This is a genomic window from Streptomyces sp. NPDC002888, from assembly GCF_042888465.1.
Taxonomy (GTDB): Bacteria; Actinomycetota; Actinomycetes; order Streptomycetales; family Streptomycetaceae; genus Streptomyces.
The window spans coordinates 52,916-79,607 of sequence record NZ_JBIAPU010000037.1 but is presented as its reverse complement, the minus strand read 5'-3'; the positions used below and the strand labels follow the sequence as shown (position 1 = coordinate 79,607).

Annotated in this window: 22 protein-coding genes; 9 read left to right on the top strand and 13 right to left on the bottom strand. The window is 70.2% G+C overall.

The features are described 5' to 3' along the window. Positions 1-31 precede the first annotated feature (31 nt). From ACFYWX_RS41500 to uvrC, 11 genes are all read right to left on the bottom strand, one after another. Positions 32-1,300 (bottom strand): MFS transporter, encoded by a 1,269-nt coding sequence (locus ACFYWX_RS41500; protein WP_389430353.1) that lies wholly within the window; start codon positions 1,298-1,300, stop codon positions 32-34. Between the two features lie 132 nt (positions 1,301-1,432). Then, entirely contained in the window at positions 1,433-1,768 is a 336-nt protein-coding gene (locus ACFYWX_RS41495; RefSeq protein ID WP_003957010.1) for an RNA polymerase-binding protein RbpA, read from the bottom strand. A 210-nt stretch (positions 1,769-1,978) separates the two neighbouring features. Beyond that, positions 1,979-2,209 carry a preprotein translocase subunit SecG gene (gene secG, locus ACFYWX_RS41490; RefSeq protein WP_389430418.1) on the bottom strand — a complete coding sequence of 77 codons (231 nt, stop codon included), beginning with the start codon at positions 2,207-2,209 and terminating at the stop codon, positions 1,979-1,981. Positions 2,210-2,322: 113 nt separating this feature from the next. Then, positions 2,323-3,099, bottom strand: a complete 777-nt coding sequence (gene tpiA / locus ACFYWX_RS41485) for a triose-phosphate isomerase (protein WP_389430352.1) — start codon at positions 3,097-3,099, stop codon at positions 2,323-2,325. Positions 3,100-3,105: 6 nt separating this feature from the next. Next, the gene (locus ACFYWX_RS41480; protein WP_389430351.1) at positions 3,106-4,317 is read right to left on the bottom strand and encodes a phosphoglycerate kinase; all 1,212 of its coding nucleotides are present in this window, start codon (positions 4,315-4,317) and stop codon (positions 3,106-3,108) included. Between the two features lie 133 nt (positions 4,318-4,450). Further along, positions 4,451-5,455 carry a type I glyceraldehyde-3-phosphate dehydrogenase gene (gene gap / locus ACFYWX_RS41475; protein ID WP_389430350.1) on the bottom strand — a complete coding sequence of 335 codons (1,005 nt, stop codon included), beginning with the start codon at positions 5,453-5,455 and terminating at the stop codon, positions 4,451-4,453. Between the two features lie 223 nt (positions 5,456-5,678). Beyond that, positions 5,679-8,633, bottom strand: a complete 2,955-nt coding sequence (locus ACFYWX_RS41470; protein WP_389430349.1) for a M14 family zinc carboxypeptidase — start codon at positions 8,631-8,633, stop codon at positions 5,679-5,681. Between the two features lie 151 nt (positions 8,634-8,784). After that, positions 8,785-9,774: a DNA-binding protein WhiA gene (gene whiA / locus ACFYWX_RS41465; RefSeq protein WP_389430348.1), complete on the bottom strand. Its 990-nt coding sequence runs from the start codon at positions 9,772-9,774 to the stop codon at positions 8,785-8,787. After that, on the bottom strand, positions 9,765-10,832 hold the full coding sequence (yvcK, locus tag ACFYWX_RS41460) for a uridine diphosphate-N-acetylglucosamine-binding protein YvcK (RefSeq protein ID WP_389430347.1): 1,068 nt from the start codon (positions 10,830-10,832) through the stop codon (positions 9,765-9,767). The genes whiA and yvcK overlap by 10 nt, the downstream gene beginning before the upstream one ends. Then, positions 10,829-11,821 (bottom strand): RNase adapter RapZ, encoded by a 993-nt coding sequence (gene rapZ, locus ACFYWX_RS41455; RefSeq protein WP_389430346.1) that lies wholly within the window; start codon positions 11,819-11,821, stop codon positions 10,829-10,831. Before rapZ ends, yvcK begins: the two co-directional genes overlap by 4 nt. Continuing rightward, complete coding sequence (gene uvrC / locus ACFYWX_RS41450; protein ID WP_389430345.1) at positions 11,818-13,860, bottom strand: excinuclease ABC subunit UvrC; 2,043 nt, start codon at positions 13,858-13,860, stop codon at positions 11,818-11,820. Before uvrC ends, rapZ begins: the two co-directional genes overlap by 4 nt. A 474-nt stretch (positions 13,861-14,334) precedes the next feature. Between uvrC and ACFYWX_RS41445 the strand changes: the two genes are divergently transcribed. From ACFYWX_RS41445 to ACFYWX_RS41435, 3 genes are all read left to right on the top strand, one after another. After that, positions 14,335-15,282 carry a hypothetical protein gene (locus tag ACFYWX_RS41445; protein WP_389430344.1) on the top strand — a complete coding sequence of 316 codons (948 nt, stop codon included), beginning with the start codon at positions 14,335-14,337 and terminating at the stop codon, positions 15,280-15,282. Between the two features lie 115 nt (positions 15,283-15,397). Continuing rightward, positions 15,398-16,465: a LacI family DNA-binding transcriptional regulator gene (locus ACFYWX_RS41440; RefSeq protein WP_389430343.1), complete on the top strand. Its 1,068-nt coding sequence runs from the start codon at positions 15,398-15,400 to the stop codon at positions 16,463-16,465. Next, on the top strand, positions 16,462-17,382 hold the full coding sequence (locus ACFYWX_RS41435) for a carbohydrate kinase (RefSeq protein WP_389430342.1): 921 nt from the start codon (positions 16,462-16,464) through the stop codon (positions 17,380-17,382). The genes ACFYWX_RS41440 and ACFYWX_RS41435 overlap by 4 nt, the downstream gene beginning before the upstream one ends. 132 nt (positions 17,383-17,514) lie before the next feature. Here the strand turns inward: ACFYWX_RS41435 and uvrA are convergent, their stop codons facing one another. After that, positions 17,515-20,553: an excinuclease ABC subunit UvrA gene (gene uvrA / locus ACFYWX_RS41430; RefSeq protein ID WP_389430341.1), complete on the bottom strand. Its 3,039-nt coding sequence runs from the start codon at positions 20,551-20,553 to the stop codon at positions 17,515-17,517. A gap of 223 nt (positions 20,554-20,776) precedes the next feature. Between uvrA and ACFYWX_RS41425 the strand changes: the two genes are divergently transcribed. From ACFYWX_RS41425 to ACFYWX_RS41405, 5 genes are all read left to right on the top strand, one after another. Then, on the top strand, positions 20,777-21,463 hold the full coding sequence (locus tag ACFYWX_RS41425) for a maleylpyruvate isomerase family mycothiol-dependent enzyme (protein WP_389430339.1): 687 nt from the start codon (positions 20,777-20,779) through the stop codon (positions 21,461-21,463). Positions 21,464-21,473: 10 nt separating this feature from the next. Beyond that, on the top strand, positions 21,474-22,130 hold the full coding sequence (locus tag ACFYWX_RS41420; RefSeq protein ID WP_389430338.1) for an MBL fold metallo-hydrolase: 657 nt from the start codon (positions 21,474-21,476) through the stop codon (positions 22,128-22,130). 306 nt (positions 22,131-22,436) lie between these two features. Then, positions 22,437-23,321, top strand: coding sequence for an ABC transporter substrate-binding protein (locus ACFYWX_RS41415; RefSeq protein ID WP_389430337.1), 885 nt, complete (start codon positions 22,437-22,439; stop codon positions 23,319-23,321). After that, positions 23,318-24,256, top strand: a complete 939-nt coding sequence (locus ACFYWX_RS41410; protein WP_389430336.1) for an amino acid ABC transporter permease — start codon at positions 23,318-23,320, stop codon at positions 24,254-24,256. The genes ACFYWX_RS41415 and ACFYWX_RS41410 overlap by 4 nt, the downstream gene beginning before the upstream one ends. Continuing rightward, complete coding sequence (locus ACFYWX_RS41405) at positions 24,253-25,005, top strand: amino acid ABC transporter ATP-binding protein (RefSeq protein WP_389430335.1); 753 nt, start codon at positions 24,253-24,255, stop codon at positions 25,003-25,005. The genes ACFYWX_RS41410 and ACFYWX_RS41405 overlap by 4 nt, the downstream gene beginning before the upstream one ends. Before the next feature lie 35 nt (positions 25,006-25,040). Here ACFYWX_RS41405 and aroQ read toward each other — a convergent pair whose 3' ends face one another. Then, positions 25,041-25,514, bottom strand: coding sequence for a type II 3-dehydroquinate dehydratase (gene aroQ / locus ACFYWX_RS41400; RefSeq protein ID WP_389430334.1), 474 nt, complete (start codon positions 25,512-25,514; stop codon positions 25,041-25,043). 85 nt (positions 25,515-25,599) lie between these two features. Here aroQ and ACFYWX_RS41395 point away from each other — a divergent pair, with 85 nt between their 5' ends. Continuing rightward, entirely contained in the window at positions 25,600-26,646 is a 1,047-nt protein-coding gene (locus tag ACFYWX_RS41395; protein ID WP_389430332.1) for a S66 peptidase family protein, read from the top strand. Positions 26,647-26,692 lie beyond the last annotated feature (46 nt).

The following is a 26,692-nucleotide window of genomic DNA, read 5'->3' as shown; positions in this document are numbered from 1 at the left end:
CTTGCCCCGCTGCCCGTCCCAACCTAGTTGATCAGCGCGTGACATGAGCTGGCGTGGCGTCGTCGTGCGGTGCAACAACAGGTACGTCGGAGCGGCGCGCGGGTATCAGCGCGGCGACGGCGAGAACGAAGAAGGCGGCCGTGAGCAGCGGAGGGGTGTTGAGGCCCCACGCGGTGGCCACCGCCCCGCCCAGCAGGGCACCGAGGGGCACTCCGGCGTAGGCCAGGGTCCGGAAGGCCGAGCTGACCCGGCCGAGCAGTTCCACGGGGCTGCGCTGCTGCATCAGGGTCGTCGTGTTGACGTTCCACACCATGCCCATGAGCCCGAAGACGGCGAGGGCGGCGACCAGCGCGGCAAGGCTGCGTACGGTGCCCATGACGACGAGCGTTGCGGTCTGCACCGTGCCGGCGAGAAGCACGGCCCGGATGGAGCCGATGCGTTGGACGAGCCGGCCGTTCAGCAGTCCCCCCGCCAGGTTGCCGAGGGTGACCGCGGTGCCCGCCGCCGCGTACCCCACGGGGCCCGCGTCCAGCCAGCCGGTCACCAGGACGACCAGCGTGGCGAGCTGGGCGCCCATGCCGATGTTGCACAGGGCCGTGGCGGCACACAGGCCCCGCAGGGGACCGTCCCGCCACAGGTGGCGCAGCCCGTCCGCGATCTCTCGGCGCAGGGTGCTGCCCGCCGCTCTCGGCTCCCGCTCGGGCCCGGCGGTCCGCAGCGAGGCCACCAGCGCGGCCGCCACCAGGAAGGTCGCCGCGTCGACGGCGAAGGGGAGGGCCGCGCCGGCGGCGATCAGCAGCGGCACGACCGGCGCGCCCACCAGACCGCCGGCGATCCGCTGGCCGGTCATGAGGCGTGCGTTCGCGCTGCTCAGCGCCTCGCGGTCCACCAGGGCGGGCAGCAGAGCCGTGGAGGCGTTGTCGAACAGGGTCTGGAGTGCGGTCAGGGCGAAGGCCAGCACGATCAGCAGGGCGATCGAGGCGTGGCCGAGCGCTACGGCCACCGCGAAGCCCGCGACGAGCAGTCCTCGTGCCGCGTCCACCGTCCACATGGCGCGCCGCTGGTCCACGCGGTCGGCGACGGCACCGCCGAGCAGCCCGAAGGCGATCCAGGGCAGATAGCCACAGGCGGTCACCGAGGCGATGAGCAGGGGCTCGTCGGTCAGCGAGGCAGCCAGCAGCGGCAGCGCCGCCGCACGCAGGGCGTCACCGAAGCTGGACAGCACAGCGGCGCTCCACAGCCGTCCGAATCCCCCACGCCACGCGGGCGCGCCCCCGCCCGCCGCGTCGACCGTCGTCACAACTCCCCCTCCCGGTCTGCCATTCACAAACCGTAGAGGGCGCCACTGACAACCGGTCCGCGTGCGGCCGCACGTCTGCCGGGAAAACAGCTCCGGCCAGGCACCCTCAGGCGCCCGGCCGGTCCTCACTTCCTAGATTTCGCCCCGCAGTTTGGCGAGCGCCTCGGCGAGGATCGCCTCGCCGTCCGCGTCGCTGCGCCGCTCCCGTACGTACGCCAGGTGCGTCTTGTAGGGCTCGGTACGCGGCGGGTCCGGCGGGTTGTCCCGGTCCTGTCCGGCCGGGAAGCCGCAGCGCGGGCAGTCCCAGGTATCGGGCACCTGTGCGTCGCTGGCGAAGCTCGGCTGCGTCTCATGCCCGTTGGAGCACCAGAAGGAGATGCGCAGACGCGGCGCGGACTCGCCGCGCTCGGCCTCGCCCATCGGCCCCGCCCCGACCCGGCTTCCTCGGATCGCGTTGCCACTTGCCACGGTCGTAACTCCCTGCGTGATGGTGCCGCGAAGCGAGTCGGCGTTTCGCTTCGTTGCGAGCGCCTCAGTCTACGTAAGGCCCAACGCGCGTCCAGTGATTGGAGTTACAACCCTCACACCTAGACGCAAGCCCCATGATAGGCCGCGCTCAGCTGCGCGTACCGAACATGGGGCCTTACGTACGGAATGTGCGTATGTGCGAACCGTGGATCAGCTGTTCGTCTTCATCAGGAGACCGAGGACGATGATGCACGCGAACCACAGCAGACCGATCACCACGGTGATGCGGTCGAGGTTGCGCTCGGCGACCGAGGAGCCGCCGACCGAGGACTGCATGCCGCCACCGAACATGTCGGAGAGGCCGCCGCCCTTCCCCTTGTGCATCAGCACCAGAAGCATCATCAGCAGGCTGAAGACGATCAGGGCGATCGAGAACCCCAAAACCACGGCTGGACCAACTTCCTCGGATCTGGATGGACGACGGGGCCCAGCAGACACTGCTGGACCCCGCAAGGGTACGACGGATCGCCGCTACCGCATACTCACAGCTCGGCTCACTGGTCGCGGAAGCGCACGATCTTGACGAACTCGTCGGCGTCCAGGGAGGCGCCGCCGACCAGGGCGCCGTCGATGTCGGCCTTGGCCATGATCTCGGCGACGTTTCCGGCCTTGACGGAGCCGCCGTACTGGATGCGGACCTGGTCGGCCAGCTCCTGCGTGTACAGCTCGGCGATCTTGCCGCGGATGGCGGCGCAGACCTCCTGGGCGTCCTCGGCGCCGCAGACCTTGCCGGTGCCGATGGCCCACACCGGCTCGTAGGCGATCACGACGGTCTCGGCCTGCTCGGCCGGGAGGTCCTTCAGACCGCCCTCGACCTGGGCGAGGGTGTGGGAGACGTGGTTGCCCGCCTCACGGACCTCCAGCTCCTCACCGACGCACAGGATCGGGGTCAGGCCGTGCTTGTAGGCGGCCTTGACCTTGGCGTTGACCAGCTCGTCGGACTCGTTGTGGTATTGCCTGCGCTCGGAGTGGCCGATCGCCACGTACGTGCACTTCAGCTTGGCGAGCATCGAGCCGGAGATCTCGCCGGTGTACGCGCCGGAGTCGTGCGCCGACACGTCCTGGGCGCCGTACTTGATCTTGAGCTTGTCGCCGTCGACCAGGGTCTGCACGGAGCGCAGGTCGGTGAAGGGCGGCAGGACGGCGACCTCGACGGCATCGTAGTCCTTGTCGGACAGGGCGAAGGCGAGCTTCTGGACGTGGGCGATGGCCTCGAGGTGGTTGAGGTTCATCTTCCAGTTGCCGGCCATCAGCGGCGTGCGCGTGCTCATAAAGGGTCAGTCCTCCAGTGCGGCGAGGCCGGGGAGCGTCTTGCCCTCGAGGTATTCGAGGGAGGCGCCGCCGCCGGTCGAGATGTGGCCGAATGCGTTCTCGTCGAAGCCCAGGATGCGGACGGCCGCGGCGGAGTCGCCGCCGCCGACCACCGTGAAGCCCGGGGAGTCGAGGAGGGCCTGGGCGACCGCCTTGGTGCCCTCGGCGTAGTCGGGGTGTTCGAAGACGCCCATGGGGCCGTTCCAGAAGACGGTGGCGGCGTCGGTGAGCTTCGAGACGTAGAGCTGGCGGGACTCCGGACCGATGTCCAGGCCCATCTGGTCGCCCGGGATCGCGTCCGCGGCAACGGTGGCGGGGTTCGCCGGAGCCTTGGTCTTCAGGTCCGGGAACTCGGGGCCGACCAGCGCGTCGACGGGCAGCACCAGCTCGACACCGGTCTTCTCGGCGCGCTCGATGTACTCCAGGACCGCCGGGATCTGGTCCTCCTGAAGGAGGGACTTGCCGATCTCGTACCCCTTGGCCTTGAGGAACGTGTAGGCCATGCCGCCGCCGATCAGGATGCGGTCGGCCTTGCCGAGCAGCTGGTCGATGACGGCGAGCTTGTCGGAGACCTTCGCGCCGCCGAGGGCGACGACGTAGGGGCGCTTGACGTCCTCGGTGAGCTTCTTGAGGACGGCGACCTCGGCGGCGATGAGGTAGCCGGCGGCGTGCGGCAGCCGGGCCGGGAGGTCGAAGACCGAGGCGTGCTTGCGGTGGACGGCGCCGAAACCGTCGCTCACGTACACGTCCGCGAGGGCGGCGAGCTGGTCGGCGAAGGCACCGCGCTCGGCGTCGTCCTTGGAGGTCTCGCCGGCGTTGAAGCGCAGGTTCTCGATGACGGCGACCTGGCCGTCGGCGAGGCCGCCGACGGTGGACTTGGCGGACTCGCCGACCGTGTCGGTCGCGAACGCCACCTCACCGCCGAGGAGTTCACCGAGGCGCGCGGCGGCCGACGCGAGCGAGAAGGCGGGGTCCGGGGCACCCTTGGGGCGGCCCAGATGCGAGGCGACGACCACCCGGGCGCCCGCTTCGGCGAGGGCCTTGACGGTGGGCAGGACGGCGCGGATACGGCCGTCGTCCGTGATGGTGGTGCCGTCCAGCGGCACGTTCAGGTCGGCGCGGACAAAGACCCGCTTGCCGCCCACACCTTCGGCGAGAAGTTCGTCGATCGTCTTCATGGAGGGAACTCCTGGAGAGTGCTCGTGAGGCTCGTGATCGTGAGAGGGCTGATCTGTACGCGAGTCAGGGCTCGGGCAGCGCGTCCCTGCGCTGCCCGAGCCCTGACTCACACCGAAGTGCCTGCTCTGTCGATCAGAGCTGGTTGCCGACGAAGACCGTCAGGTCGACGAGGCGGTTGGAGTAGCCCCACTCGTTGTCGTACCAGCCGATGATCTTCACGCTGTTGCCCTGCACCATGGTCAGGGAGGAGTCGAAGGTGCAGGAGGCCGGCCAGTTGACGATGTCCGAGGAGACGATCGCGTCCTCGGTGTAGTCCAGGTAGCCCTTCAGCTCGCCCTGGGCGGCCTTCTGGAACGCCGCGTTGACCTCTTCCTTGGTCACCACGCGCTCCGTCTCGACGACCAGGTCGGTGACGGATCCCGTCGGGACCGGCACCCGCATCGCCATGCCGTTGAGCTTGCCCGCCAGCTCCGGGATGACCAGGCCGAGGGCCTTGGCCGCGCCGGTGCTCGCCGGAATGATGTTCTCGGCGGCGGCGCGGGCGCGGCGCAGGTCCTTGTGCGGGAAGTCCTGGAGACGCTGGTCGCTGGTGTAGGCGTGGACCGTGGTCATCAGGCCCGAGACGATGCCGAAGTTCTCCAGGAGAACCTTGGCCATCGGCGCCACACAGTTGGTGGTGCAGGAGGCGTTGGAGATGATGTGGTGGTTCGCCGCGTCGTACTTCTCTTCGTTGACGCCAAGCACGATCGTGATGTCCTCGTCCGAGGCCGGAGCCGAGATGAGGACCTTCTTGGCGCCGCCGGTGATGTGCTTCTCGGCGTCGGCCTTCTTCGTGAAGATGCCGGTCGACTCGATGACGATGTCGACGCCCAGCTCGCCCCACGGGATGTCGGCCGGGTTGCGCTCGGAGAGGACCTTGATGGTCTTGCCGTCGACGGTGATCGTGTCGGCGGTGTGCGACACCTCGGCCTTGAGGCGGCCCAGGATGGTGTCGTACTTGAGCAGGTGAGCGGTGGTCGCGGTGTCACCCAGGTCGTTGACAGCCACGATCTCGATGTCAGCACCCTGCTCCAGCAGCGCGCGGAAGTAGTTACGACCGATGCGGCCAAAGCCGTTGATGCCTACGCGGATCGTCACGAACCGATCTCCTCGTTGGTACGCCGGCTGTGAGACCGGCGAGCTGTATTGGGATGTCCCCGACCGCCTACGACCCTACCTCCCTGAAGCCTCCGGGGTGACATTGAGTCGCCCCATACACGGCACGGCGGTCCGTACCCGCCAGTAGGGGTACGGACCGCCCGGACCGGAAGGCCCTCTCACTCGATCCGGTTACAGAACGCCAGTTGCCGTTGACCGCGTGTCACTCGTGGAGGGCGGCGAGCGCCTTCCTGACCAGGGCCGTGCGGTCGGCCGCCGTCGCGAGGTGCTCCAGACCGAAGCCCAGCAGCACGGTGTCGTCCGTCGTGACGGCGCCGTACGTCTGGAACAGCGCTCCGGAGCGCCCCCAGTCCGTGACGACCGCGGGGCTGCCCGCGGGCGGGCCCGGAGTGCTCCACGCGCCGAGCGACGTCTCGAAGCCCTCGGTCTCGACGGCGTTGCCGCCGATGACGACGGACGCGTTGTCGGCGAGGACGCCACGGCCGCCGGAACCGGGGTCGGTGATGTAGCTGAGGGAGACCTCGACCTTCTTGCCTGCGTACGCGGAGAGGTCGAAGGAGACCTCCTGCCAGCCGGCCGACGCCCCGGTGAAGCTGTTCCAGGAGCCGCTGGTGCCGGTGGCGGTGCAGGCGTTGCCGGAGAACGTCAGGTACCGCGTGAGGGCGGGGTGCGCCTGGACGAAGAACCCGGCCTCACAGTCGGCGGGCACGGCCGTGCTCGTGGCGCCGCCCTTCTCGGGGAGCGTGGTCCAGTCGTCGGCGCCTGCGGTGCGCGCCTCCAGGACCGCGTGGTCGTAGCCCTTCTCGGTGTCCCACAGCAGCCGGGTGCGCAGCGTGGGCGTGTCGGAAGCGCTCACCGAGGTGAGGTCGACGGTGCGGGTGAGGCGGTTCCAGGCGAAGTCGCTGTGGGTGACCGCCGCCATGGAGGCTCCCTCGTACGGACCGTAGGGATTGGCGGTGCCGGGGTAGCGGCCCGCTCCCGCGCTCGCGAACTGCGGGTGGGTCCGCGGTGACAGGGTGTCCGAGGTGACGCTGTAGGACCCGGCGGCGTCCAGCGGGTTGCCGGGCGCGGCGCCGAGCGCTCCGGTGGCTCCGGCGAGGTCGCCGGTGCCCTCGAAGGCGGTGGTGCCGGGCAGCGACGTACGGGTGTAGGCGCCCAGGTAGTACTGGCTGAAGTCGTCCGACGGGGTGCCGTCGCCGAGGTCGACGCTGCCGCCTGCCCGCTCGCCCGCCTCGATGAGCTTGCCGCCCTCGTTGAGGTGGGCGCGCAGCTGGAGCTGGGTGGGATTGCCGGGGACACCCGCGCCCGTGTAGTGGACGACGGTCCTGAAGTGCTTGAGCACGCCGAGCGCGTCGGGGGCGCCCTGGGTGGCGACGTCCCAGACCACTGCCTTGCGGCCGTTGGCCTTCAGCGCGTCCACGTACTTCTGGGCCTGGGTGGCCTTCACGCCCTCCTCGGCGACCACGAGGGTGTCCGCGCGCGGGCGTTCGGCGACGGTGTAGGTGAAGTGCTCGCTGGAGACCTTCTTGCCGCCCCTGGCCCTCCCGGTGAACCACACCTCGACCTTGTCGCCCGGATCGCCGTCACGGACCTTGGCCCGGTACTCGTCGAAGTGGACGTTGTCGTCACCGCCGTACGTCTCGCCGCCCTTCCACGACCTGAGCGCCGTGTCCTTGGTCCGGCCGCCGTTGACGCGGTACTCGAGCTCCTTGTCGCGGACCGACTTGCGGACGACGACGGAGACCTCCTGGTCGGCGCCGCGGGAGTACGACGTGGCGAAGGGCGCCGGGGTGAAGTCGGCGGCCTTCAGGCCGAGCGAGGACTTCGGCTGATCGGGGTGGGCTGCGGACTCGGCCACGGAGAGCGCGAACGGGATGTTCTTGGCGAACTCCTGCTGGATCAGCTTCTCGTCGTCGGGGAAGTTGAAGCCCGACTGGCAGTCGGCCGCGTTCCAGGCGTCGTTCGGGTCGAGGTTCGACGCGGTCTCGCAGGTCGACATCTCGGGGGTGAACATCGCCATGCCGTTGACGTTGGCCGCGTGGCCGTCCGCCTCACCGTTGGTGGTGTACAGCTCCGAGGAGACCTGCGGGTGATAGCCGGGGACCGCGGGGTTGTCCGGGGTGCCTGCGAGGGCCTTGTAGAGGACGTCGTCCGGGCTCGGGGTGGCGACCTGCCAGCCGACGCCGTAGAGGATGAGTTCGGCGGCGGAGTGGTAGTTGATGCCGTAGTCGAAGCCGATGCGCCGCTCGAAGGCGTCCAGCGCCCGCGTCTCGGGCTCGGACTTCGGGGCCGCGCCCCGGTAGGTCTCGCTGGTGGGGTTGGGGGACGAACCCTCGTCGTCGTAGCCCCACTTGTAGGCGAAGTTGCGGTTGAGGTCGACGCCGTCGCCGGTGCCGATGACGCCGTCGGCGTTGACGTCCCGCAGGTTCTTGCGCCACAGGCGGTTGTCGGAGTTCTGGAAGGTGTAGTCGTAGCCGTCGGGGTTGGCCGAGATCACGAACCACAGCTCGGTCGAGTCGACGATCTTCTTCACGCGCCGGTCGCTCTTGTAGTTGTCCACGTAGTAGTGGAGCAACCGCCTGGTCATCTCCGGCGTGATCCACTCGCGCGCGTGCTGGTTGGACATGTACAGCACGGAGGGCTTGCTGCCGTCCTTGGACTTCTTCGCGTTCCTGGTCAGTTTGAGGGCGAGGATGTCCTGGCCGTTCACGGTCCTGCCGAGGGAGACGACCTTGGTGAGGCCGGGGTGCTGCGCGCCGGTCCTGACGATCTCTTCCTTGATGCCGCCGCTGCCGCTGTACGGGCGGTACACGCCGTCGGCGGCGGCCTCGACGCGGTTCTCGGCACTGGCCGAGAGGGTGTGCTCCTTGAGGTCGACACCCTGCTTCTCGAGCTTCTCGGCCTGTTTGTCGGTGAGGTAGACCTCGACGGTGGCCGTGCCCTTCTCGGGCGCCTGCTCACCGAGTTCGTGGCCGTCCTGCCCGGCGGCCAGCAGCAGGGGTACCTGCTTCTTGGTGACCTCGGCACGGAAGACCTTGACCTCGTCCGCGTCGGAGTCCGCCGGACGACCGGGTTGTGCTTGGGCGACGGGTGCGATGCTCGCTCCGCCGATCAGGAGCGCGCCGACAGCGAGGATCGATCTCGCTCTGTGTCTCATGTACCCCCCTAGCGGTGGTCCGCCACAGCAGCGAACTGATGCCAGGCTCATGACAGTCCATGATCGAGTCAAGGGTGCCTCGAGGGGCGTCAACACGCCGGTGCCCCCACCCCAATGGGGCAGGGGCACCGGCGTGTTGACGGATCGTCGGTCAGCCGACGAGGTTGTCGGCCAGCTCCTCGGAGAGGTTGGCCTCCGTGCCCGGGATGCCCAGATCGGAGGCCCGCTTGTCGGCCATCGCCAGCAGTCTGCGGATCCGGCCGGCGACGGCGTCCTTCGTCAGCGGCGGGTCGGCGAGCGCGCCGAGCTCCTCCAGGGAGGCCTGCTTGTGGTCCATGCGCAGCCGGCCGGCGGCCGCGAGATGCTCGGGGACCTCGTCGGCGAGGATCTCCAGGGCGCGCTGGACGCGGGCTCCGGCGGCGACGGCCGCGCGGGCGGAGCGGCGCAGGTTGGCGTCGTCGAAGTTGGCGAGACGGTTCGCCGTGGCGCGCACCTCCCGGCGCATCCGGCGCTCCTCCCAGGCCAGCACGGACTCGTGCGCTCCGAGGCGGGTGAGGAGGGCGCCGATCGCGTCGCCGTCGCGGACGACGACCCGGTCGACCCCGCGGACCTCACGGGCCTTCGCCGCGATCGACAGCCGACGGGCGGCTCCGACCAGGGCGAGCGCCGCCTCGGGGCCCGGACACGTGACCTCCAGGGAGGAGGAACGGCCGGGCTCGGTGAGCGAGCCGTGCGCCAGGAACGCCCCGCGCCAGGCCGCCTCGGCGTCGCAGGTGGCCCCCGAGACCACCTGCGGGGGCAGGCCGCGGATCGGACGGCCGCGGCCGTCCACCAGGCCGGTCTGACGGGCCAGCTGGTCACCACCCGCGACAACGCGCACCACGTAGCGCGAACCCCGGCGCAGCCCGCCGGGCGCCATCACGATCAGTTCGGAGCTGTGGCCGAAGATCTCCAGGATGTCCCGCTTGAGGCGGCGGGCCGCCATCGCGGTGTCCAGCTCCGCCTCGATCACGATGCGCCCGCTCACCAGGTGGAGGCCGCCGGCGAACCGCAGAACGGCGGACACCTCCGCCTTCCGGCAGCAGGTCCGGGTGACGGGGAGCCGGGAGATCTCGTCCTTCACCGCTGGCGTCATCGCCATGGGCCGATCCTTCCATGCATCCGAAAAATACGGTCGTACGCGGCGGCAAGGAGCTCCGTGTCGTGCCTTGGGCTCCCGTCGGTCCGGGCCACCGGCGCCAACTCGACCGCGGCCCCGAACCGCTTGGCGGCGTCGGTGAGGAGGTCACGGTCGGGCACGGCGGCCTCGTCGGCCAGCACCACGTCCAGGGCGAGTTTAGGGGCGTGTCGCCCCAAAACCTCCAAATGACGCTGCGGGGAGAAGCCCTCGGTTTCTCCGGGCTGCGGGGCGAGGTTCAGGGAGAGTACCCGGCGCGCCTTCGTCGCGATGAGCGCGTCCAGGAGTTCCGGCACCAGCAGGTGCGGAATGACCGACGAGAACCAGGAGCCGGGGCCCAGCACCACCCAGTCGGCGTCCAGGACCGCGGCGACGGCCTCGGGGACGGCGGGCGGGTCGTGCGGCACGAGGTGCACGGACTGCACCTCTCCGGGGGTGAGGGCGACGGTCGCCTGGCCGCGGACGGTGTCGACGCCGTCGGGCCGGTCCGGGTCGTGCCCCTTGACCAGCGCCTGCAGCTCCAGAGGTACGGCGGACATGGGCAGCACCCGGCCCTGGGCGCCCAGGAGCTTGCCGACCAGGTCGAGAGCCTGGACATGGTCGCCGAGCTGCTCCCACAGGGCGACGATCAGCAGGTTGCCGACCGCGTGCTCGTGGAGGTCGCCCTTGGACTGGAAGCGGTGCTGGATGACACGGGCCCAGGTCTGGCCCCAGTCGTCGTCGCCGCACAGCGCGGCCAGCGCCTTGCGCAGGTCGCCGGGCGGCAGGACGCCCAGTTCGTCGCGCAGGCGTCCGCTGGAGCCGCCGTCGTCGGCCACGGTGACGACGGCCGTGAGGTCCCCGGTGATCCGGCGCAGTGCGGCGAGCGAGGCGGACAGGCCCATGCCGCCGCCGAGGGCGACCACCTTGGGCTGGGTGCCCCGGCGGCGCGGCCTGGCTCCGCGCGCCTCGACGGGCCTGCCCGTGCGGCCCTCGGGGGTGACTCGGCGCAGCCGGCTCAGCCGCGGTGTACGTCCGGTCACTCGCGCCCCATGTCCCGGTGCACGACCACGGTCTCCACGCCTTGGGAGACCAGGCGTGCGGCCAGCTTCTCGGAGGTGGCGACCGAGCGGTGCTTGCCGCCGGTGCAGCCGACCGCGATGGTCACGTACCGCTTGCCCTCGCGGCGGTACCCGGCGGCGATGAGCTGGAGCAGCTCGGCGTAGCGGTCGAGGAACTCCTTGGCGCCGGGCTGGTTGAAGACGTACGCCGAGACCTCCTCGTTGAGGCCGGTGAAGGGGCGCAGCTCCGGGACCCAGTGCGGGTTGGGCAGGAAGCGCATGTCCACGACCAGGTCGGCGTCGACGGGGAGGCCGTACTTGAAGCCGAAGGACATGACGGTGGCCCGCAGCTCGGGCTCCTCCTCGCCCGCGAACTGGGCGTCCATCTTCGCGCGCAGCTCGTGCACGTTCAGGCTGGAGGTGTCGATCACCAGGTCGGCGTCCCCCCGCAGCTCGCGCAGCAGCTCGCGCTCGGCGGCGATGCCGTCGACGATGCGGCCGTCGCCCTGGAGGGGGTGCGGGCGGCGCACGGACTCGAAGCGGCGCACCAGGGCGTCGTCGGAGGACTCCAGGAAGACGATCCGCCGGGTGACGCTCTTCGCCTCCAGGTCGGCGAGGGACTCGCGGAGGTTGTCGAAGAAGCGGCGGCCGCGGACGTCGACGACGACCGCGATCCGTGCCACGTTGCCCTGGGAGCGGGCTCCGAGCTCCACCATGGTGGGGATCAGCGCGGGTGGGAGGTTGTCGACGACGAACCAGCCGAGGTCCTCCAGACACTTGGCGGCCGTCGAGCGCCCGGCGCCGGACATGCCGGAGATGATCACCAGCTCGGGGATGGCCGCGTCGGGGATCCCGGGCGGCGTGCTGTCCGTACTCACCTGTGCTCCGTGTTCGTTGCCCTCGGTGCCCTCGGGGGCTGCCGTGGGCACCTGATCTCGCTGTGCTGGGTGCTGTGTGTCGTGCTCGCTCATGTCTCCTGCCCCCGTCGTTCTTCTGGGGCGTCCGCTGTCGGGGACTCCTGCGGGGAACCCGTCGTCCCGGGCGCCCCGTCTTCCACGTCATCCATGATCTCTCCAGTCGCCGTGTTGACGGCGGGTGCGGCCGGGGCCGCCTGGGCGAAGGCCACGGCGATCGTCTCGGCCGTCTTGCGACCTATGCCCGGAACCTCGCAGATCTGGTCGATCGTCGCGGACCGCAGCCTCTTCACCGAGCCGAAGTGTTTGATCAGTGCCTGCTTGCGGGTCTCGCCGAGGCCCGGTACGTCGTCCAGGGGGCTCGAGCGGAACCGCTTGGCGCGCTTGGTGCGCTGGTAGGTGATCGCGAAGCGGTGGGCCTCGTCACGGACGCGTTGCAGCAGGTAGAGGCCCTCGCTGGTGCGGGGCAGCACCACGGGGTCGCCCTCGTCCGGCAGCCACACCTCCTCCAGGCGCTTGGCGAGGCCGCACACGGCGATGTCGTCGATGCCGAGCTCGTCCAGGGCCTTCCTGGCGGCGGCGACCTGCGGCTGTCCGCCGTCGACGACGACGAGCTGGGGCGGGTAGGCGAACTTCCTGGGGCGGCCGTCCTCCTCGGTCAGCGCGTTCTCCCCGTCGGTCCACTCCCCCGTCTTCTCCTTCTCGGCGAGGTAGCGCCTGAAGCGGCGGGTGATCACCTCGTGCATGGAGCGGACGTCGTCCTGGCCCTCGAAGCCCTTGATCTGGAAGCGGCGGTACTCGCTCTTGCGCTGGAGGCCGTCCTCGAAGACGACCATGGAGGCGACCACGTCGTCGCCCTGGAGGTGGGAGATGTCGTAGCACTCGATGCGCAGCGGGGCGCTGTCCAGGTCGAGGGCGTCGGCGATCTCCTCCAGGGCACGCGAGCGCGTGGTCAGGTCGGAGGCGCGCTTGGTCTTGTGCAGCACGAGCGCCTGCTGGGCGTTGCGCTCCACGGTCTCCATGAGGGCCTTCTTGTCGCCGCGCTGCGGAATGCGCAACGAGACGTTGGAGCCGCGGCGCTCGGTCAGCCACTCCTGCACGGGCTCCACCGGCTCGGGCAGGGCCGGGACGAGGACCTCCTTGGGGACGGCGTCCCCGGTCTCCTCGCCGTAGAGCTGCTGGAGGGCGTGCTCGACGAGGGCGCCGGTGGTGATCTCCTCGACCTTGTCGGTCACCCAGCCGCGCTGGCCGCGCACGCGTCCGCCGCGGACGTGGAAGATCTGGACGGCCGCCTCCAGCTCGTCCTCGGCGACCGCGATCAGGTCGGCGTCGGTCGCGTCCGCGAGCACGACCGCGTTCTTCTCCATGGCCTTCTTCAGGGCCTCGATGTCGTCGCGCAGGCGGGCCGCCCGCTCGTACTCCATCTCGTCGGCCGCCTCCATCATCTGCTTCTCCAGCCGGCGCAGATAGGTGCCGGTGCGGCCGGTCATGAAGTCGCAGAACTCCTCGGCGAGTTCGCGGTGCTCCTCGGCGGAGACACGGCTCACACAGGGCGCGGAGCACTTGCCGATGTAGCCGAGCAGGCAGGGGCGGCCGGTGCGGGCGGCGTTCTTGAAGACGCCCGCCGAGCAGGTGCGCACCGGGAAGACGCGCAGGAGCAGGTCGACCGTGTCCCGGATGGCCCACGCGTGCGCGTACGGGCCGAAGTACCTGACGCCCTTCTTCTTGTGGCCGCGCATCACCTGCACACGCGGGTACTCCTCGTTCATCGTCACCGCGAGGTACGGGTAGCTCTTGTCGTCGCGGTACTTGACGTTGAACCGGGGGTCGTACTCCTTGATCCAGGAGTACTCCAGCTGGAGAGCCTCGACCTCCGTGGACACCACCGTCCACTCCACCGACGCGGCCGTGGTGACCATGGAGCGCGTGCGCGGGTGGAGGCCCGCCAGATCCTGGAAGTAGTTCGCCAGGCGCTGGCGCAGGCTCTTCGCCTTTCCGACGTAGATCACCCGGCGGTGCTCGTCGCGGAACCTGTAGACCCCGGGGGTGTCCGGGATCTGTCCCGGCCTGGGGCGGTAGCTGGAGGGGTCGGCCATGTCTCACACCCTACTGGCGAGGACCGACACTCCGACCGGCCTGTGGACAACGCCCGGGGGCTCGGGACTCGACTGTCGACGGCCCGGGCGGCGGCGGGCAGCCGGGGCGGGTGGGGAGGAGACGGGGCCGGTGGAGAGGAGGCCGGGAGGAGACGGAGAGCAGCTGGGGAGGAGGTGGCGGGCGGTCCGGAGGGCCTTGGCGATCCGCTCCCGCAAAGGGGCGGTCACTCCTTCGGCCGCCACCGTTCGAGGCGGCGCCCTCCTCACACGTCCACACACCGAACTCGGCCACGAGTGCGCGCCCGTTGGACGTAGGTGTTGTCGGGACTTGGTCAACACGCTTCAATGCGGGGGAACTCGGGGCCGTGAAAGACGGCGTACGGATGTGCGGACGCCCCGGCGCCGACGGGGGCCCCGACCACCCACGTGAACGGTCTGACCAGCCGTTGTGCTCCTTCACAGAAAGGCCCCTGCATGCCGTACGCCACACAGCACGCGGACGCCACCGCCGCGGAACTGGACACGGCCCTGCGCGGCGGCCCCTTCCACGTCGCACTGCGCGCCGCGATCGCCGCGCGCGGACTGCCGCTTCAGCGCGTGCAGCACCACCTGTCGCGCCACGGCGTGAAAGTGGGCGTGACGAGCCTGAGTTACTGGCAGCAGGGCGCCCGCCGCCCGCAGCGTCCCGAGTCGCTGCGGGCCGTGCGGGCACTGGAGGAGATCCTCCAGCTGCCGGAGGAGTCACTGATCCGGCTGCTCTCCGACGCCGACGGGGTCGCTACGGCCGGGCGTCCCGCGGGCCGCTCCTACCGTTCCTTCGTGGAGGCTTCGGGCGTCCTGGAGCGGCTGCTGGCCGAGCTGGAGGCGCCGCTCGACGGTGGGTTGCACACCCTGGGCCACCACGAGCGGGTGCGCGTGGGCGCGCGACGTGAGCTGCTGGGGCGCGAGTCGCAACACATCGTGCGCGCGCACCGCGACGGCGTCGACCGCTTCGTCGCCGTGCACCACGGCGACCCGGGGTGCGCACCGGAGCGCATGACGGTGCGCGCCCTGGAGAACTGCCGCACCGGCCGGGTCCGTTGGCACCACGACACCGGCGTACTCGTGGCCGAGCTGCTCTTCGACCTCCGGCTGCGCGCCGGCGACACGTTCCTCTTCCGCTACGACATCGAGGACGGCACGGCCGGCGTGTCCCACGAGTACGTCCGCGGCTTCGGCCTCGCGGGTGGCCAGTACGCCCTTCAGGTCCGCTTCGACGAGGGCGCGCTGCCGGTGCGCTGCCACCGGTTCACCCAGCACTCGGCGGCGGCACCGCGCAGCGGCCGTCAGGAGCTGGCACTCAGCCACCGGCACCACTCGGTGCACCTCGTCGAGCCCCGGGTGCGCTCAGGCATGGTGGGCATCGGGTGGGACTGGGAGTGAGAGCGGCTCGGTGGCGGGCTCCGGAGGCCGCGTAAACGCTTGCGCAAGCGTTTACGTACGCTCCCGAATGGGATACCTTCCCGGCCAGAGGAAGGTGCCTGGGAAAGGAGACCCGATGCCCACCATGGCCGACGTCGCACGGTGCGCCGGGGTCTCCGTGGCCACCGTCTCGCACGTCCTGAACGACACCCGCCCGGTACTCCCCCACACCCGCCAGGCCGTACTCGACGCCATCGACGAACTCGGCTACACGCCCAACACCCTCGCCCGCTCCCTGGTGACCTCCCGCACCCGCTCCATCGGGCTCGCGGTCTCGGCGATCAGCAACCCCTACTTCACCGAGATCCTCCAGGGCGTCGAGGCCGGCGCCCTGGAACACGGCTACAGCCTGCTCATCGCCGACCCGCACGACGACCCGGAGCACGAGCGCAAGGTGGTCCAGCTGCTGCACGAGCGGCGCGTGGACGGCATGATCGTCGCGCCCTCCGCCGACCCGCCCGACCTCCTCGCCTACCTCACCCGGCACGACGTACCGGCCGTCCTCCTCGACCGCGTGATCGACGACCGGGCGGACGGCGCCCCCCGCTTCGACCAGGTCTGCGCCGAGAACGCCGAGCCCATGGCCCTGCTGGTCGCCCACCTCGCCGACCTCGGCCACCGCCGGATCGCGCTGGTCGCGGGCCTGCCGGGGCTCAGCACCACCAGCGAGCGGATCTCCGGTTACCGCCACGGCCTCGCGGCCGCCGGGCTCCCCTGCGACGCACGGCTCCTGGTCCACGGCGACTCCGCGACGGCCGGCGCCGAACGGGCCACGGAAGCGCTTCTCGCCCTCGCCGCCCCGCCCACCGCGCTCGTCACCGGCAACAACGCGATGACCATCGGCGCTTTGCGCGCCCTGCGCGAGCGCGGCATGTCGGTGCCCGACGACATCGCCCTGTGCTGCTTCGACGACTTCGCCTGGGCGGATCTGTTCGCACCCCGACTCACCGCGATCGCCCAGCCCAGCAAGGAGATCGGCGCCCGGGCGGTCCAGGTGCTTCTGGACCGGCTCGCCACGCCGGACCGGCCCCCACGGACCGTGCGGCTCCCCTGCGCCTTCGTCCACCGCACGTCGTGCGGCTGCCCCGAACAGCCCGCGCGGCCCAAGACGCTCCAGTCGCCCGAGAAAGGAACAGCCCCGTGATCGTCGTCGCCGGTGAGGCCCTGATCGACCTGGTACCGCAGGGTGCGGGCGCCCTCGCGACCCTGCGCCCGGCGCTGGGCGGCGGCCCCTACAACACGGCCGTGGCCCTCGGCCGCCTCGGCTCGCCCACCGCCTTCTGCTCGCGCACGTCCCACGACGCCTTCGGCGAGGCCCTGCTCGACGGGCTGCGGCAGGCGGGCGTGGACGTGTCGGCGGTGCAGCGCGGCACGGAACCGACCACCCTCGCCGTCGCCACGATCGACGAGACCGGCTCCGCCGCCTACTCGTTCTACGTCGACGGCACCGCCGACCGCCTGTTCACCGCCCCCGCGCAGCTGCCCGCCGGAACGCGCGCGGTGTCCTTCGGCACGTGCTCACTCGTTCTGGAGCCGGGCGCGAGCGCGTACGAGGAGCTGATGCGGACAGCGGCCGCACAGGGCGTGTTCACCGCGCTCGACCCCAACATCCGGTCGGGGCTGATCCCCGACGCGGACGCCTACCGGGCCCGGTTCAAGAGCTGGTTGCCGTCGGTGTCGCTGCTCAAGCTGTCCGCGGAGGACGCGCAGTGGCTGGGCGGAACCCCGAGCGAATGGCTGGCCTCCGGTCCCGCGGCGGTCGTCGTGACGCGGGGCGGCGACGGACTGACCGTCTTCACCCGGGACGGCGGCGAGCACTCCGTGCCGGGTGAGAAGGTCGACGTCGTGGACACCATCGGCGCCGGCGACACCGTGAACGCGGCCCTCCTGCACGGCCTGTCCACACGCGACGCCCTCTCCCCGGCGGCCCTCGACACCCTGGGCCCCGACGGCTGGACCCGACTCCTGCGCTACGCGGCCCGCGCCGCGGCGATCACCTGCTCCCGCCCGGGCGCCGAGCCGCCGTACGCGGCCGAGGTGGGCGAGGTGGGCGAGGTCTAGAGCGTGCGCTCCTGCTCGACTGTGACGGTGGCCTACGAGCGGTGACCTGCTGTGCAACGGACGGCGCCCCGCGGGGAGTTCCCGCGGGGCGCCGCGCTTGCCGGACTTGTCGGGCCTTGATACCGGAGAGCCTCAGGCCGTGCGCGCCCGCGTCGTCTTCTTCGCGGGTGCGGCCTTCTTCGTGGCCCCGGCCGCCTTCTTCGCGGCCGTGTTGTCGGCGGCCCGCGTCGTCTTGGCGGTGGCCGTCTTCTTCGCCGTTGACTTGGCGGCGACCGTCTTCGCGGCCGCCCTGCTCCGCGGCACCTTGACCGGTTCCGCGTCACTGATCCGGTCCGCGCCGAGGATCTCGCGCAGGAACTTGCCCGTGTGGCTGGCCGGAACTCCCGCGACCTCCTCGGGGGTGCCCTCGGCGATGACGAGGCCGCCGCCGGCGCCGCCCTCGGGGCCCATGTCGACGACCCAGTCGGCGGTCTTGATCACGTCGAGGTTGTGCTCGATGACGATGACCGTGTTGCCCTTCTCGACCAGGTCGCCCAGGACGGTCAGCAGCTTGCTGATGTCCTCGAAGTGCAGACCGGTGGTCGGCTCGTCCAGGACGTAGACCGTGCGGCCGGTGGAGCGGCGCTGGAGCTCACTGGCGAGCTTCACACGCTGTGCCTCACCGCCGGACAGGGTCGTCGCGGACTGGCCGAGCCGGACGTAGCCGAGACCGACGTCCTTGAGCGTGTTGAGGTGACGGGCGATCGCGGGGACGGCCTCGAAGAACTCCGTCGCCTCCTCGATCGGCATGTTCAGGACGTCGGCGATGGACTTGCCCTTGTAGTGGACCTCCAGGGTCTCCCGGTTGTAGCGGGCGCCGTGGCAGACCTCGCACGGGACGTACACGTCCGGGAGGAAGTTCATCTCGATCTTGATCGTGCCGTCGCCCGCGCAGTTCTCGCAGCGGCCGCCCTTGACGTTGAAGGAGAAACGGCCGGGCATGTAGCCGCGGACCTTCGCCTCGGTGGTCTCGGCGAACAGCTTGCGGACGTGGTCGAAAACGCCGGTGTACGTCGCCGGGTTCGAGCGCGGAGTGCGGCCGATGGGCGACTGGTCGACGTGCACGACCTTGTCGACGAGGTCGTCGCCGTCCACGCGCGTGTGGCGTCCGGGCACGTTCCTCGCGCCGTTCAGCTCGCGGGCCAGGTGCGTGTACAGGATGTCGTTGACCAGCGTCGACTTGCCCGAGCCGGACACACCCGTGACCGCGGTGAACACGCCCAGCGGGAACGACACGTCGATGTCCTGGAGGTTGTTCTCGCGGGCTCCGTGCACCGTGAGCTGCCGGGACGGGTCGAGCGGGCGCCGGATGTCGGGCAGCGGGATGGACTTCCTGCCGGACAGGTACTGGCCGGTCTGCGACTCGGCGTTGGCGAGCAGTTCCTTCAGGGAGCCGCTGTGCACGACCTTGCCGCCGTGCTCACCGGCGCCGGGGCCGATGTCGACGATCCAGTCGGCGACCTTGATGGTGTCCTCGTCGTGCTCGACGACGATGAGTGTGTTGCCCATGTCGCGCAGTCGGACGAGGGTCTCGATCAGCCTGTGGTTGTCGCGCTGGTGCAGGCCGATGGACGGCTCGTCGAGGACGTACAGGACGCCGACGAGTCCGGAGCCGATCTGGGTGGCCAGGCGGATGCGCTGCGCCTCGCCGCCGGAGAGCGTGCCGGCCGCGCGGTTGAGCGAGAGGTAGTCCAGGCCGACGTCGACCAGGAACCGCAGCCGCTCGTTGACCTCCTTCAGCACCCGCTCGGCGATCTTCTTGTCGCGGGCGTTGAGCTTCAGCTCACCCAGGAAGTCCGCGCAGTCGCTGATGGACATGCCGGAGACCTCGGCGATGGACTTCCCCATGATCGTGACCGCGAGGACGATCGGCTTCAGGCGCGTGCCCTGACAGGTGGGGCAGGGCACCTCGCGCATGTAGCCCTCGAAGCGCTCGCGGCTGGCGTCGCTCTCGGCCTCGCTGTGCCGGCGCTTGACGAAGGGGACGGCGCCTTCGAAGGGCGTGGTGTAGAGGCGCTCGCGTCCGTAACGGTTGCGGTAGCGGACCTCGATCTGCGTCTTGTGGCCGTGGAGAAGGGCCTTCCTGGCACGCTGCGGCAGACCGGCGAAGGGGATGTCGGTCCTGAACCCCAGGGCGTCCGCGAGGGCGCCGATCAGGCGGCCGAAGTAGTCCTTGGTGTGGCCGTGCGACCAGGGGTGGATGGCGCCCTCGTCGAGGGACTTGTCCTCGTCGGGGACGATCAGCTCGGGATCGACCTCCATGCGCGTGCCGATGCCGGTGCAGTCGGGGCAGGCGCCGAAGGGCGAGTTGAAGGAGAAGGAGCGGGGCTCCAGCTCCTCGAAGGACAGGTCGTCGTACGCGCAGTACAGGTGCTCCGAGTACATGCGCTCGCGCTCGGGGTCGTCCTCGGGGAGGTCGACGAAGTCGAGCACGACCATGCCGCCCGACAGGCCGAGGGCGGTCTCGACGGAGTCGGTGAGGCGGCGCTTGGCGGAGTCCTTCACCGTGAGGCGGTCGACGACCACCTCGATGGTGTGCTTCTCCTGCTTCTTCAGCGTGGGCGGGCTGGAGAGCTGGATGGTCTCGCCGTCGACCCGCGCGCGGCTGTAGCCCTTGGTCTGGAGGTCGGCGAAGAGGTCGACGAACTCTCCCTTGCGCTCGCGCACGAGCGGCGACAGCACCTGGAAGCGGCTCCCCTCCGGCAGCTCCAGGACCCGGTCGACGATGGCCTGCGGCGACTGACGCGAGATCGGACGGCCGCACTCGGGGCAGTGCGGCTTGCCGATGCGGGCGAAGAGCAGCCGGAGGTAGTCGTAGACCTCGGTGATCGTGCCGACCGTCGAGCGCGGGTTGCGGGAGGTCGACTTCTGGTCGATGGAGACCGCCGGGGAGAGGCCCTCGATGAAGTCGACGTCCGGCTTGTCCATCTGGCCGAGGAACTGGCGGGCGTACGAGGAGAGCGACTCCACGTAGCGACGCTGGCCCTCGGCGAAGATCGTGTCGAAGGCCAGGGAGGACTTGCCCGAACCGGACAGGCCGGTGAAGACGATGAGCGAGTCCCTGGGCAGGTCGAGCGAGACATTCTTCAGGTTGTGCTCGCGCGCGCCACGGACGATGAGACGGTCGGCCACGCCGGTCCGCACCTTTCTTGAGAGAAGTGACAGGGGCGGGGCCCCCGTGCTTTCTCAGACTAGGGGGAGCCACTGACAACGCCGGTCGGATTCACCGAGTGACAACAATCCCCGACCATCCAGCATGCCCGACGCCGTCACCGACCATATAGCACGCGCATTCGATTTGCGGTCCCGGTCTGCCGCCTTCACCCGAAGGAGTGGCGGGGCTAGGGTCGGCACCATGATTGATCACGCGCATGACCTGGCGTCTGTACGTGACGCGACGGAGCGGCTGCTCACCGCAGTCGCCAAACTGGACAACGCGTCCGTCTCCGAACCGTCACTCCTGCCGGGTTGGAGCCGCGGCCACGTCCTCGCCCACGTGGCCCGCAACGCGGACGCCCTCGTGAACGTCCTCGGCGGCCGCCCCATGTATGTCACCGCCCACGCGCGGGACGCCGACATCGAGCGGGACGCCCCACGCCCCCTGAGCGCCCAGCTCGTGGACGTGCGCGAGAGCGGGGCACGCTTCCAGGAGGCGGGGGCCGTGTCCGCGGACTGGTCGCGCACGGTGACCCTGCGCAACGGGGTCACCGACTCCGCATCCCGGGTGCCCTTCCGGCGCTGGGCCGAGGTCGAGCTGCACCATGTGGACCTCGGCATCGGCTACGAGCTGAAGGACCTGCCGGCGGAGTTCACCGAGCGGGAGATCGACTTCCTCGCCGAGCGGTTCACCGGGCACCCCGACGTGCCGCCCACCCGCCTCACGGACGGCACGCGCGCGTGGAGCACGGGCAGGGAGGCGGACGAGCCCGGGGGCATCGTCACGGGGAGCCCGGCCGAGCTGCTCGGCTGGCTCGCCGGCCGCCGTGACGGCTCCGGCCTGACCGTCGACGGCGGACCGCTGCCGGCCCTCCCCCCGCTATAGGCTGACCGCCATGACGTACAGCGGAGAGGTGACGGTCGGCGGCCCGGCTGACGTGCACGAGCTGAAGGACCTGATGATCAGCAAGATCGCGGTCGGTCCGATGAACAACAACGCCTACCTGTTGCGCTGCCGCGCCACGGACGAGCAGCTGCTGATCGACGCGGCCAACGAGGCCGACACCCTGATCGGCATGATCGGCGGCGACGGCATCGCGTCCGTCGTGACGACCCACCAGCACGGCGACCACTGGCAGGCGCTCGCCGACGTCGTGGCGGCCACGGGCGCCCGGACGTACGCGGGCCGGGACGACGCCGAGGGCATCCCCGTACCGACCGACGTTCTCGTGGACGACGGCGACGTGATCCGGGTGGGGCGCGTGGAACTCACCGCACGCCATCTCGTCGGCCACACACCGGGCTCGATCGCCCTCGTCTACGACGACCCGCACGGACATCCCCATGTGTTCACGGGGGACTGTCTCTTCCCGGGAGGTGTGGGCAACACCCGTAAGGATCCGAAGGCGTTCGCCAGCCTGATCCACGACGTCGAGACGAAGGTCTTCGACGTGCTGCCGGACGAGACCTGGGTCTATCCGGGACACGGCAACGACACCACGCTGGGCGCGGAACGGCCGCATCTGCCGGAGTGGCACGCGCGCGGGTGGTGAAGGCTCCCTCCGTAGGGGGCGCGCGCCACTGAACGCGCGCCCCGTGTGAATTGCGTGCACGCGCCCGTGCCTTGTGCGCGCTCCCGGCCCAGATGGTTGCGCGGTCAACTGGTCTTTGCCCCGCGCAGGATGACGGCTCCTGCACGGTATGGGCCGCCGGTCACCGATCCCCGCCCTCGGCCGGCGGCCCAGGCGAATGACCTCCTTCGCCAAACGCGTTCACGAGATTGCAACACCCGTTCCCACATTGCGGACGAATACCGGTGTGACCTCGACAAACACCGCTTTCGCTGCCACTCTCGCGCCATGCATCCTGCCCCGCGCGTCCTGCGCCGTGCCCTCGCCGCGGCCACCGTAGCCCTCCTCACCACCGCCGTCGGCTGCGCTCCGCAGCCGGAGGAGAAGGCGGCCGACACGCCGTCCGCCTCGGCCGGGAACACCTGCGCCCAGGGCAAGTTGGCCACTCAGGCCTCCGGCAAGCTGACGATCGCCACCGACGAGCCGGCGTACGAGCCGTGGTTCAAGGACGACAAGCCCGCCAGTGGCCAGGGCTACGAGTCGGCGGTCGCGTACGCCGTGGCGAAGCAGCTCGGCTACGACAAGAGCGCCGTCGTGTGGCAGAGCGTCCCCTTCAACAAGGCCTTCGCGCCCGGCGAGAAGACCTTCGACTTCGACATCAACCAGGTGTCGATCAGCCCGGAGCGCAAGAAGGCCGTGGACTTCTCCTCCGGCTACTACGACGTGCGCCAGGCCGTCATCGCGCTGAAGAACTCCAAGGCGGCGAAGGCGACGAGCATCGCGGACCTGAAGAACGTCAAGCTGGGCGCCCAGGTCGGCACCACCAGCCTCGACTACATCAACGACGTGGTGAAGCCGAAGCAGGCGGCGGCCGTGTACGCCAAGAACGACCAGGCCAAGTCGGCGCTGAAGAACGGCCAGGTCGACGCCATCGTGACCGACCTGCCGACCGCGTTCTACATCACCGCGGCCGAGGTGACCGACGCCAGGATCGTCGGCCAGTTCGAAAACCAGGGCGGGACCCCGGAGCAGTTCGGGCTCGTGCTCGACAAGGGCAGCGCGCTCACCTCCTGCGTCACGAAGGCCGTGGACGCGCTGCGCGCGGACGGCACACTCGCGGACCTGGAGAAGCAGTGGCTCTCCGACGCGGTCGACGCCCCGGTGCTCAAGTGACGGTCACGAAGGACGAGTCCGGCCACGAAGGCGCAGACGACAAGGGTGACATGTCCGGCAGTGAGGGTGCCCCGCCGGGCGCCGGAGACGGGTACGTCCCCTCGCAGCGGCGCCTGGAACGCGAGCGGTACAAGCGCCTGCGTGCCCGCCGCGCCACAGGGGTCGCCGCGCTCTCGACCCTCGTCACGGGCGTCGTCCTCTACCTGGTCGTCGTCAGCGCGCCCGGCTGGCCGCGCACCAAGGAGACGTTCTTCAGCGGGCAGTACGCGCGCGAGGCGTTCCCGAAAGTTCTCGAGGGGCTGTGGCTGAACGTCCGGCTGCTGCTGATCTGCGGCGCCGCGGTGCTGGTCCTCGGCATGCTGATCGCAATCGCCCGTACGCTGCGCGGCCCGGTGTTCTTCCCCCTGCGTGTGCTGGCCGCGGCGTACACCGACTTCTTCCGCGGCCTTCCGCTGATCATCAACCTGATGATCGTGGTCCTGGGCGTCCCGGCGCTGCGGCTCCAGGGCGTCACCGTCGATCCGGTGCTGCTGGGCGGCACGGCGCTGACACTGACGTACTCGGCGTACGTCGCCGAGGTGTTCCGCGCCGGCATCGAGTCCGTCCACCCCTCACAGCGCGCCGCGGCCCGCTCGCTCGGCCTCACCAACCGCCAGGCACTGCGGTACGTCGTCCTGCCCCAGGCGGTGCGGCGCCAGGTGCCGCCGCTGCTCAACGACCTGGTGTCGCTGCAGAAAGACACCGGGCTCGTGTCGATCGGCGGCGCGATCGACGCCGTGCGCGCCGCGGACATCATCGTGGGCCGCAGCCTCAACTACACGCCGTACATCGTCGCCGGTCTGGTCTTCGTGGCATTGACCATCCCGATGACCCGCTTCACGGACTGGGTGACGGCCAGAATGGACCGTCAGCGGGCCCAGGGAGGATCCCTATGAGCGACGCGCCCGTGCTCCGCATGGAGTCCGTCCGCAAGACCTTCGGCGACTCGGTCGTCCTGCGGGACGTCGACCTGGAGGTCGCCCCGCACACGGTGACCGCGCTGATCGGTGCCTCCGGCTCCGGCAAGTCGACGTTGCTCCGGTGCGCGAACCTCCTGGAGGACATCGACGACGGCGCGATCTGGCTGGACGGCGAGGAGATCACCGACCCTCGTGTGAACCAGGACGCGGTGCGGCGCCGTATCGGCGTGGTCTTCCAGGCGTACAACCTCTTTCCGCACATGACCGTCCTGGAGAACATCACGCTCGCCCCGCGCCGCGTGCACGGAGTGGCCCGCGCGGAGGCCGAGAGGCACGCCCGCGAGTTGCTGGAGCGGCTCGGGCTCGGCGGGAAGGCGGGCGAGTACCCCGACCGGCTGAGCGGCGGCCAGCAGCAGCGGGTCGCGATCGTGCGCGCCCTGGCCGTACGACCCCGGCTGCTGCTCCTCGACGAGATCACCGCCGCCCTCGACCCCGAGCTCGTGGGAGAAGTGCTGAACGTCGTCCGGGACCTGAAGGGCGACGGCATGACCATGGTGCTGGCCACGCACGAGATGGGCTTCGCCCGCGAGGTCGCCGACCAGGTTTGTTTTCTGGACGGAGGTGTGGTGCTGGAACACGGCACCGCCGAGCAGATCTTCGCCGACCCGCAGCAGGAGCGCACTCAGCGCTTCCTGCGACGGATCGTGGAGGCGGGACGGCTGTAGGAGCTGTAATAGCCGCCCGCCCAGGACATCGGTCCTTACACGTCGGCCTGCGCCGCGCCCACCAGCGCGGCGACCCGCTCCACTCCGAACACGTATCCCTGCACTCCGCATCCGGCGATGACCCCGTCGGCGCGCAGCGAGACGTACGAGTGGTGGCGGAAGGACTCGCGTTTGTGAATGTTGGAGATGTGGACCTCCAGCACCGGAAGGCCGTCGCAGGTGTTGAGTGCGTCCAGAATCGCGACCGACGTATGCGAGTAGGCGCCCGGGTTGATCACGATCCCGCAGTGGCCCAGCCGCGCCTCGTGGATCCAGTCGACCAGCTCACCCTCGTGGTTGGACTGCCGGAAGTCGACCGTGCCGCCGTGCGCGGCCGCCGCCTTGGCACACAGCGCCTCGACGTCGGTCAGTGTGTCCTTGCCGTAGATCTCCGGCTGACGCTGCCCGAGCAGGTTCAGGTTGGGGCCGTTGAGGATCATGATCGGGGCGTTGGCCAGGGTACGGGGCACGGTTCCTCCGGTCCGGTGAAGGTGAGCTGCTCGGACCCGGTTTATCACGGTGCACCGCGCGCGGTGCGGCCCGTACCCTCCCGGCATGACGACGATCTCGTACCCGCCGAAGCCCGTACCGGGTGACCGCATCGCCGTGATCTCGCCCGGCGCCGGTCTGCCCGGGCTCTTCCCACGCCCCCACGAACTGGGCCTGGAGCGGCTCCGCAAGGAGTTCGGGCTCGAACCGGTGGAGTATCCGACGACCCGCAAGATGGGCTCGACGCCCCAGGAGCGGGCCGCCGACATCCACGCCGCGTTCGCCGACCCGGACATCAAGGCGGTCATGGCGTCGATCGGCGGCGAGGACCAGATCACCGTGCTGCCGTTTCTGGACCGGGAGTTGATCCGGGCGAACTCGAAGCCCTTCTTCGGGATGAGCGACAACACGAACCTGCTCGCATTCCTCTACACCACCGGCATCGTCGGCTACCACGGCGCGACCGTGATGACCGCGCTGGGCCGCCCGGTCGCCATGGACCAGCTGACCGCCGACTCCCTGCGGGCCGCCCTGTTCACCTCGGGCGAGTACGAACTGAAGCCCGCCGAGCGCTGGAACGACGTCAACCGCGACTGGGCCGACCCGGCGACCTTCGAGGCGGAACCGGCGACCAGGCCCGGCAGCGGATGGACGTGGGTGAATCCGGACCGGGTGGTCGAGGGCCGCAGTTGGGGCGGCTGTCTGGAGATCGTGGGCTGGCTGCTGATGGCCGACCGGGAGATCGCGCGCGACCTCTCGGAATACGAGGGCGGAGTGCTGCTCCTGGAGACCACGGAGGAACTGCCCAGCGCCACGGAGGTCTTCCGCACCCTGCGCAACATGGGTGAGCGCGGCCTGCTCCAGCGCTTCTCCGCCCTCCTGATGGGCCGCGCCAAGACCTGGTCCTTCGAGCGGCCCAACAGCCCGGAGGAGGGTGCGCGTTACGCCACCGAGCAGCGTGAGGCCGTACTGCGGGCCATGCGTATATATGCCCCCACCACCCCGATCGTCTTCGACGTGGACTTCGGCCACACCGATCCACAGCTCGTCATCCCCTACGGCGGTGTCGTCCGCGTCGACGGGCCTGCCCGGCGCATCACGGTCACGTACTGACGGAGACCGCCCGCCTCCGCGCGCCCCCGTAACTCCCGATCACCGT

Excerpts from the sequence above, each read along its gene's own strand:
- ACFYWX_RS41405 (WP_389430335.1), top strand. The coding sequence starts at position 24,253 with ATGAGCGACGCGCCCGTGCTCCGCATGGAGTCCGTCCGCAAGACCTTC.
- ACFYWX_RS41395 (WP_389430332.1), top strand. The coding sequence starts at position 25,600 with ATGACGACGATCTCGTACCCGCCGAAGCCCGTACCGGGTGACCGCATC.
- tpiA (WP_389430352.1), bottom strand. The coding sequence starts at position 3,099 with ATGAGCACGCGCACGCCGCTGATGGCCGGCAACTGGAAGATGAACCTC.
- ACFYWX_RS41480 (WP_389430351.1), bottom strand. The coding sequence starts at position 4,317 with ATGAAGACGATCGACGAACTTCTCGCCGAAGGTGTGGGCGGCAAGCGG.
- ACFYWX_RS41470 (WP_389430349.1), bottom strand. The coding sequence starts at position 8,633 with ATGAGACACAGAGCGAGATCGATCCTCGCTGTCGGCGCGCTCCTGATC.
- ACFYWX_RS41425 (WP_389430339.1), top strand. The coding sequence starts at position 20,777 with ATGATTGATCACGCGCATGACCTGGCGTCTGTACGTGACGCGACGGAG.
- ACFYWX_RS41445 (WP_389430344.1), top strand. The coding sequence starts at position 14,335 with ATGCCGTACGCCACACAGCACGCGGACGCCACCGCCGCGGAACTGGAC.
- ACFYWX_RS41420 (WP_389430338.1), top strand. The coding sequence starts at position 21,474 with ATGACGTACAGCGGAGAGGTGACGGTCGGCGGCCCGGCTGACGTGCAC.
- ACFYWX_RS41440 (WP_389430343.1), top strand. The coding sequence starts at position 15,398 with ATGCCCACCATGGCCGACGTCGCACGGTGCGCCGGGGTCTCCGTGGCC.
- ACFYWX_RS41415 (WP_389430337.1), top strand. The coding sequence starts at position 22,437 with ATGCATCCTGCCCCGCGCGTCCTGCGCCGTGCCCTCGCCGCGGCCACC.
- whiA (WP_389430348.1), bottom strand. The coding sequence starts at position 9,774 with ATGGCGATGACGCCAGCGGTGAAGGACGAGATCTCCCGGCTCCCCGTC.
- uvrC (WP_389430345.1), bottom strand. The coding sequence starts at position 13,860 with ATGGCCGACCCCTCCAGCTACCGCCCCAGGCCGGGACAGATCCCGGAC.
- rapZ (WP_389430346.1), bottom strand. The coding sequence starts at position 11,821 with ATGAGCGAGCACGACACACAGCACCCAGCACAGCGAGATCAGGTGCCC.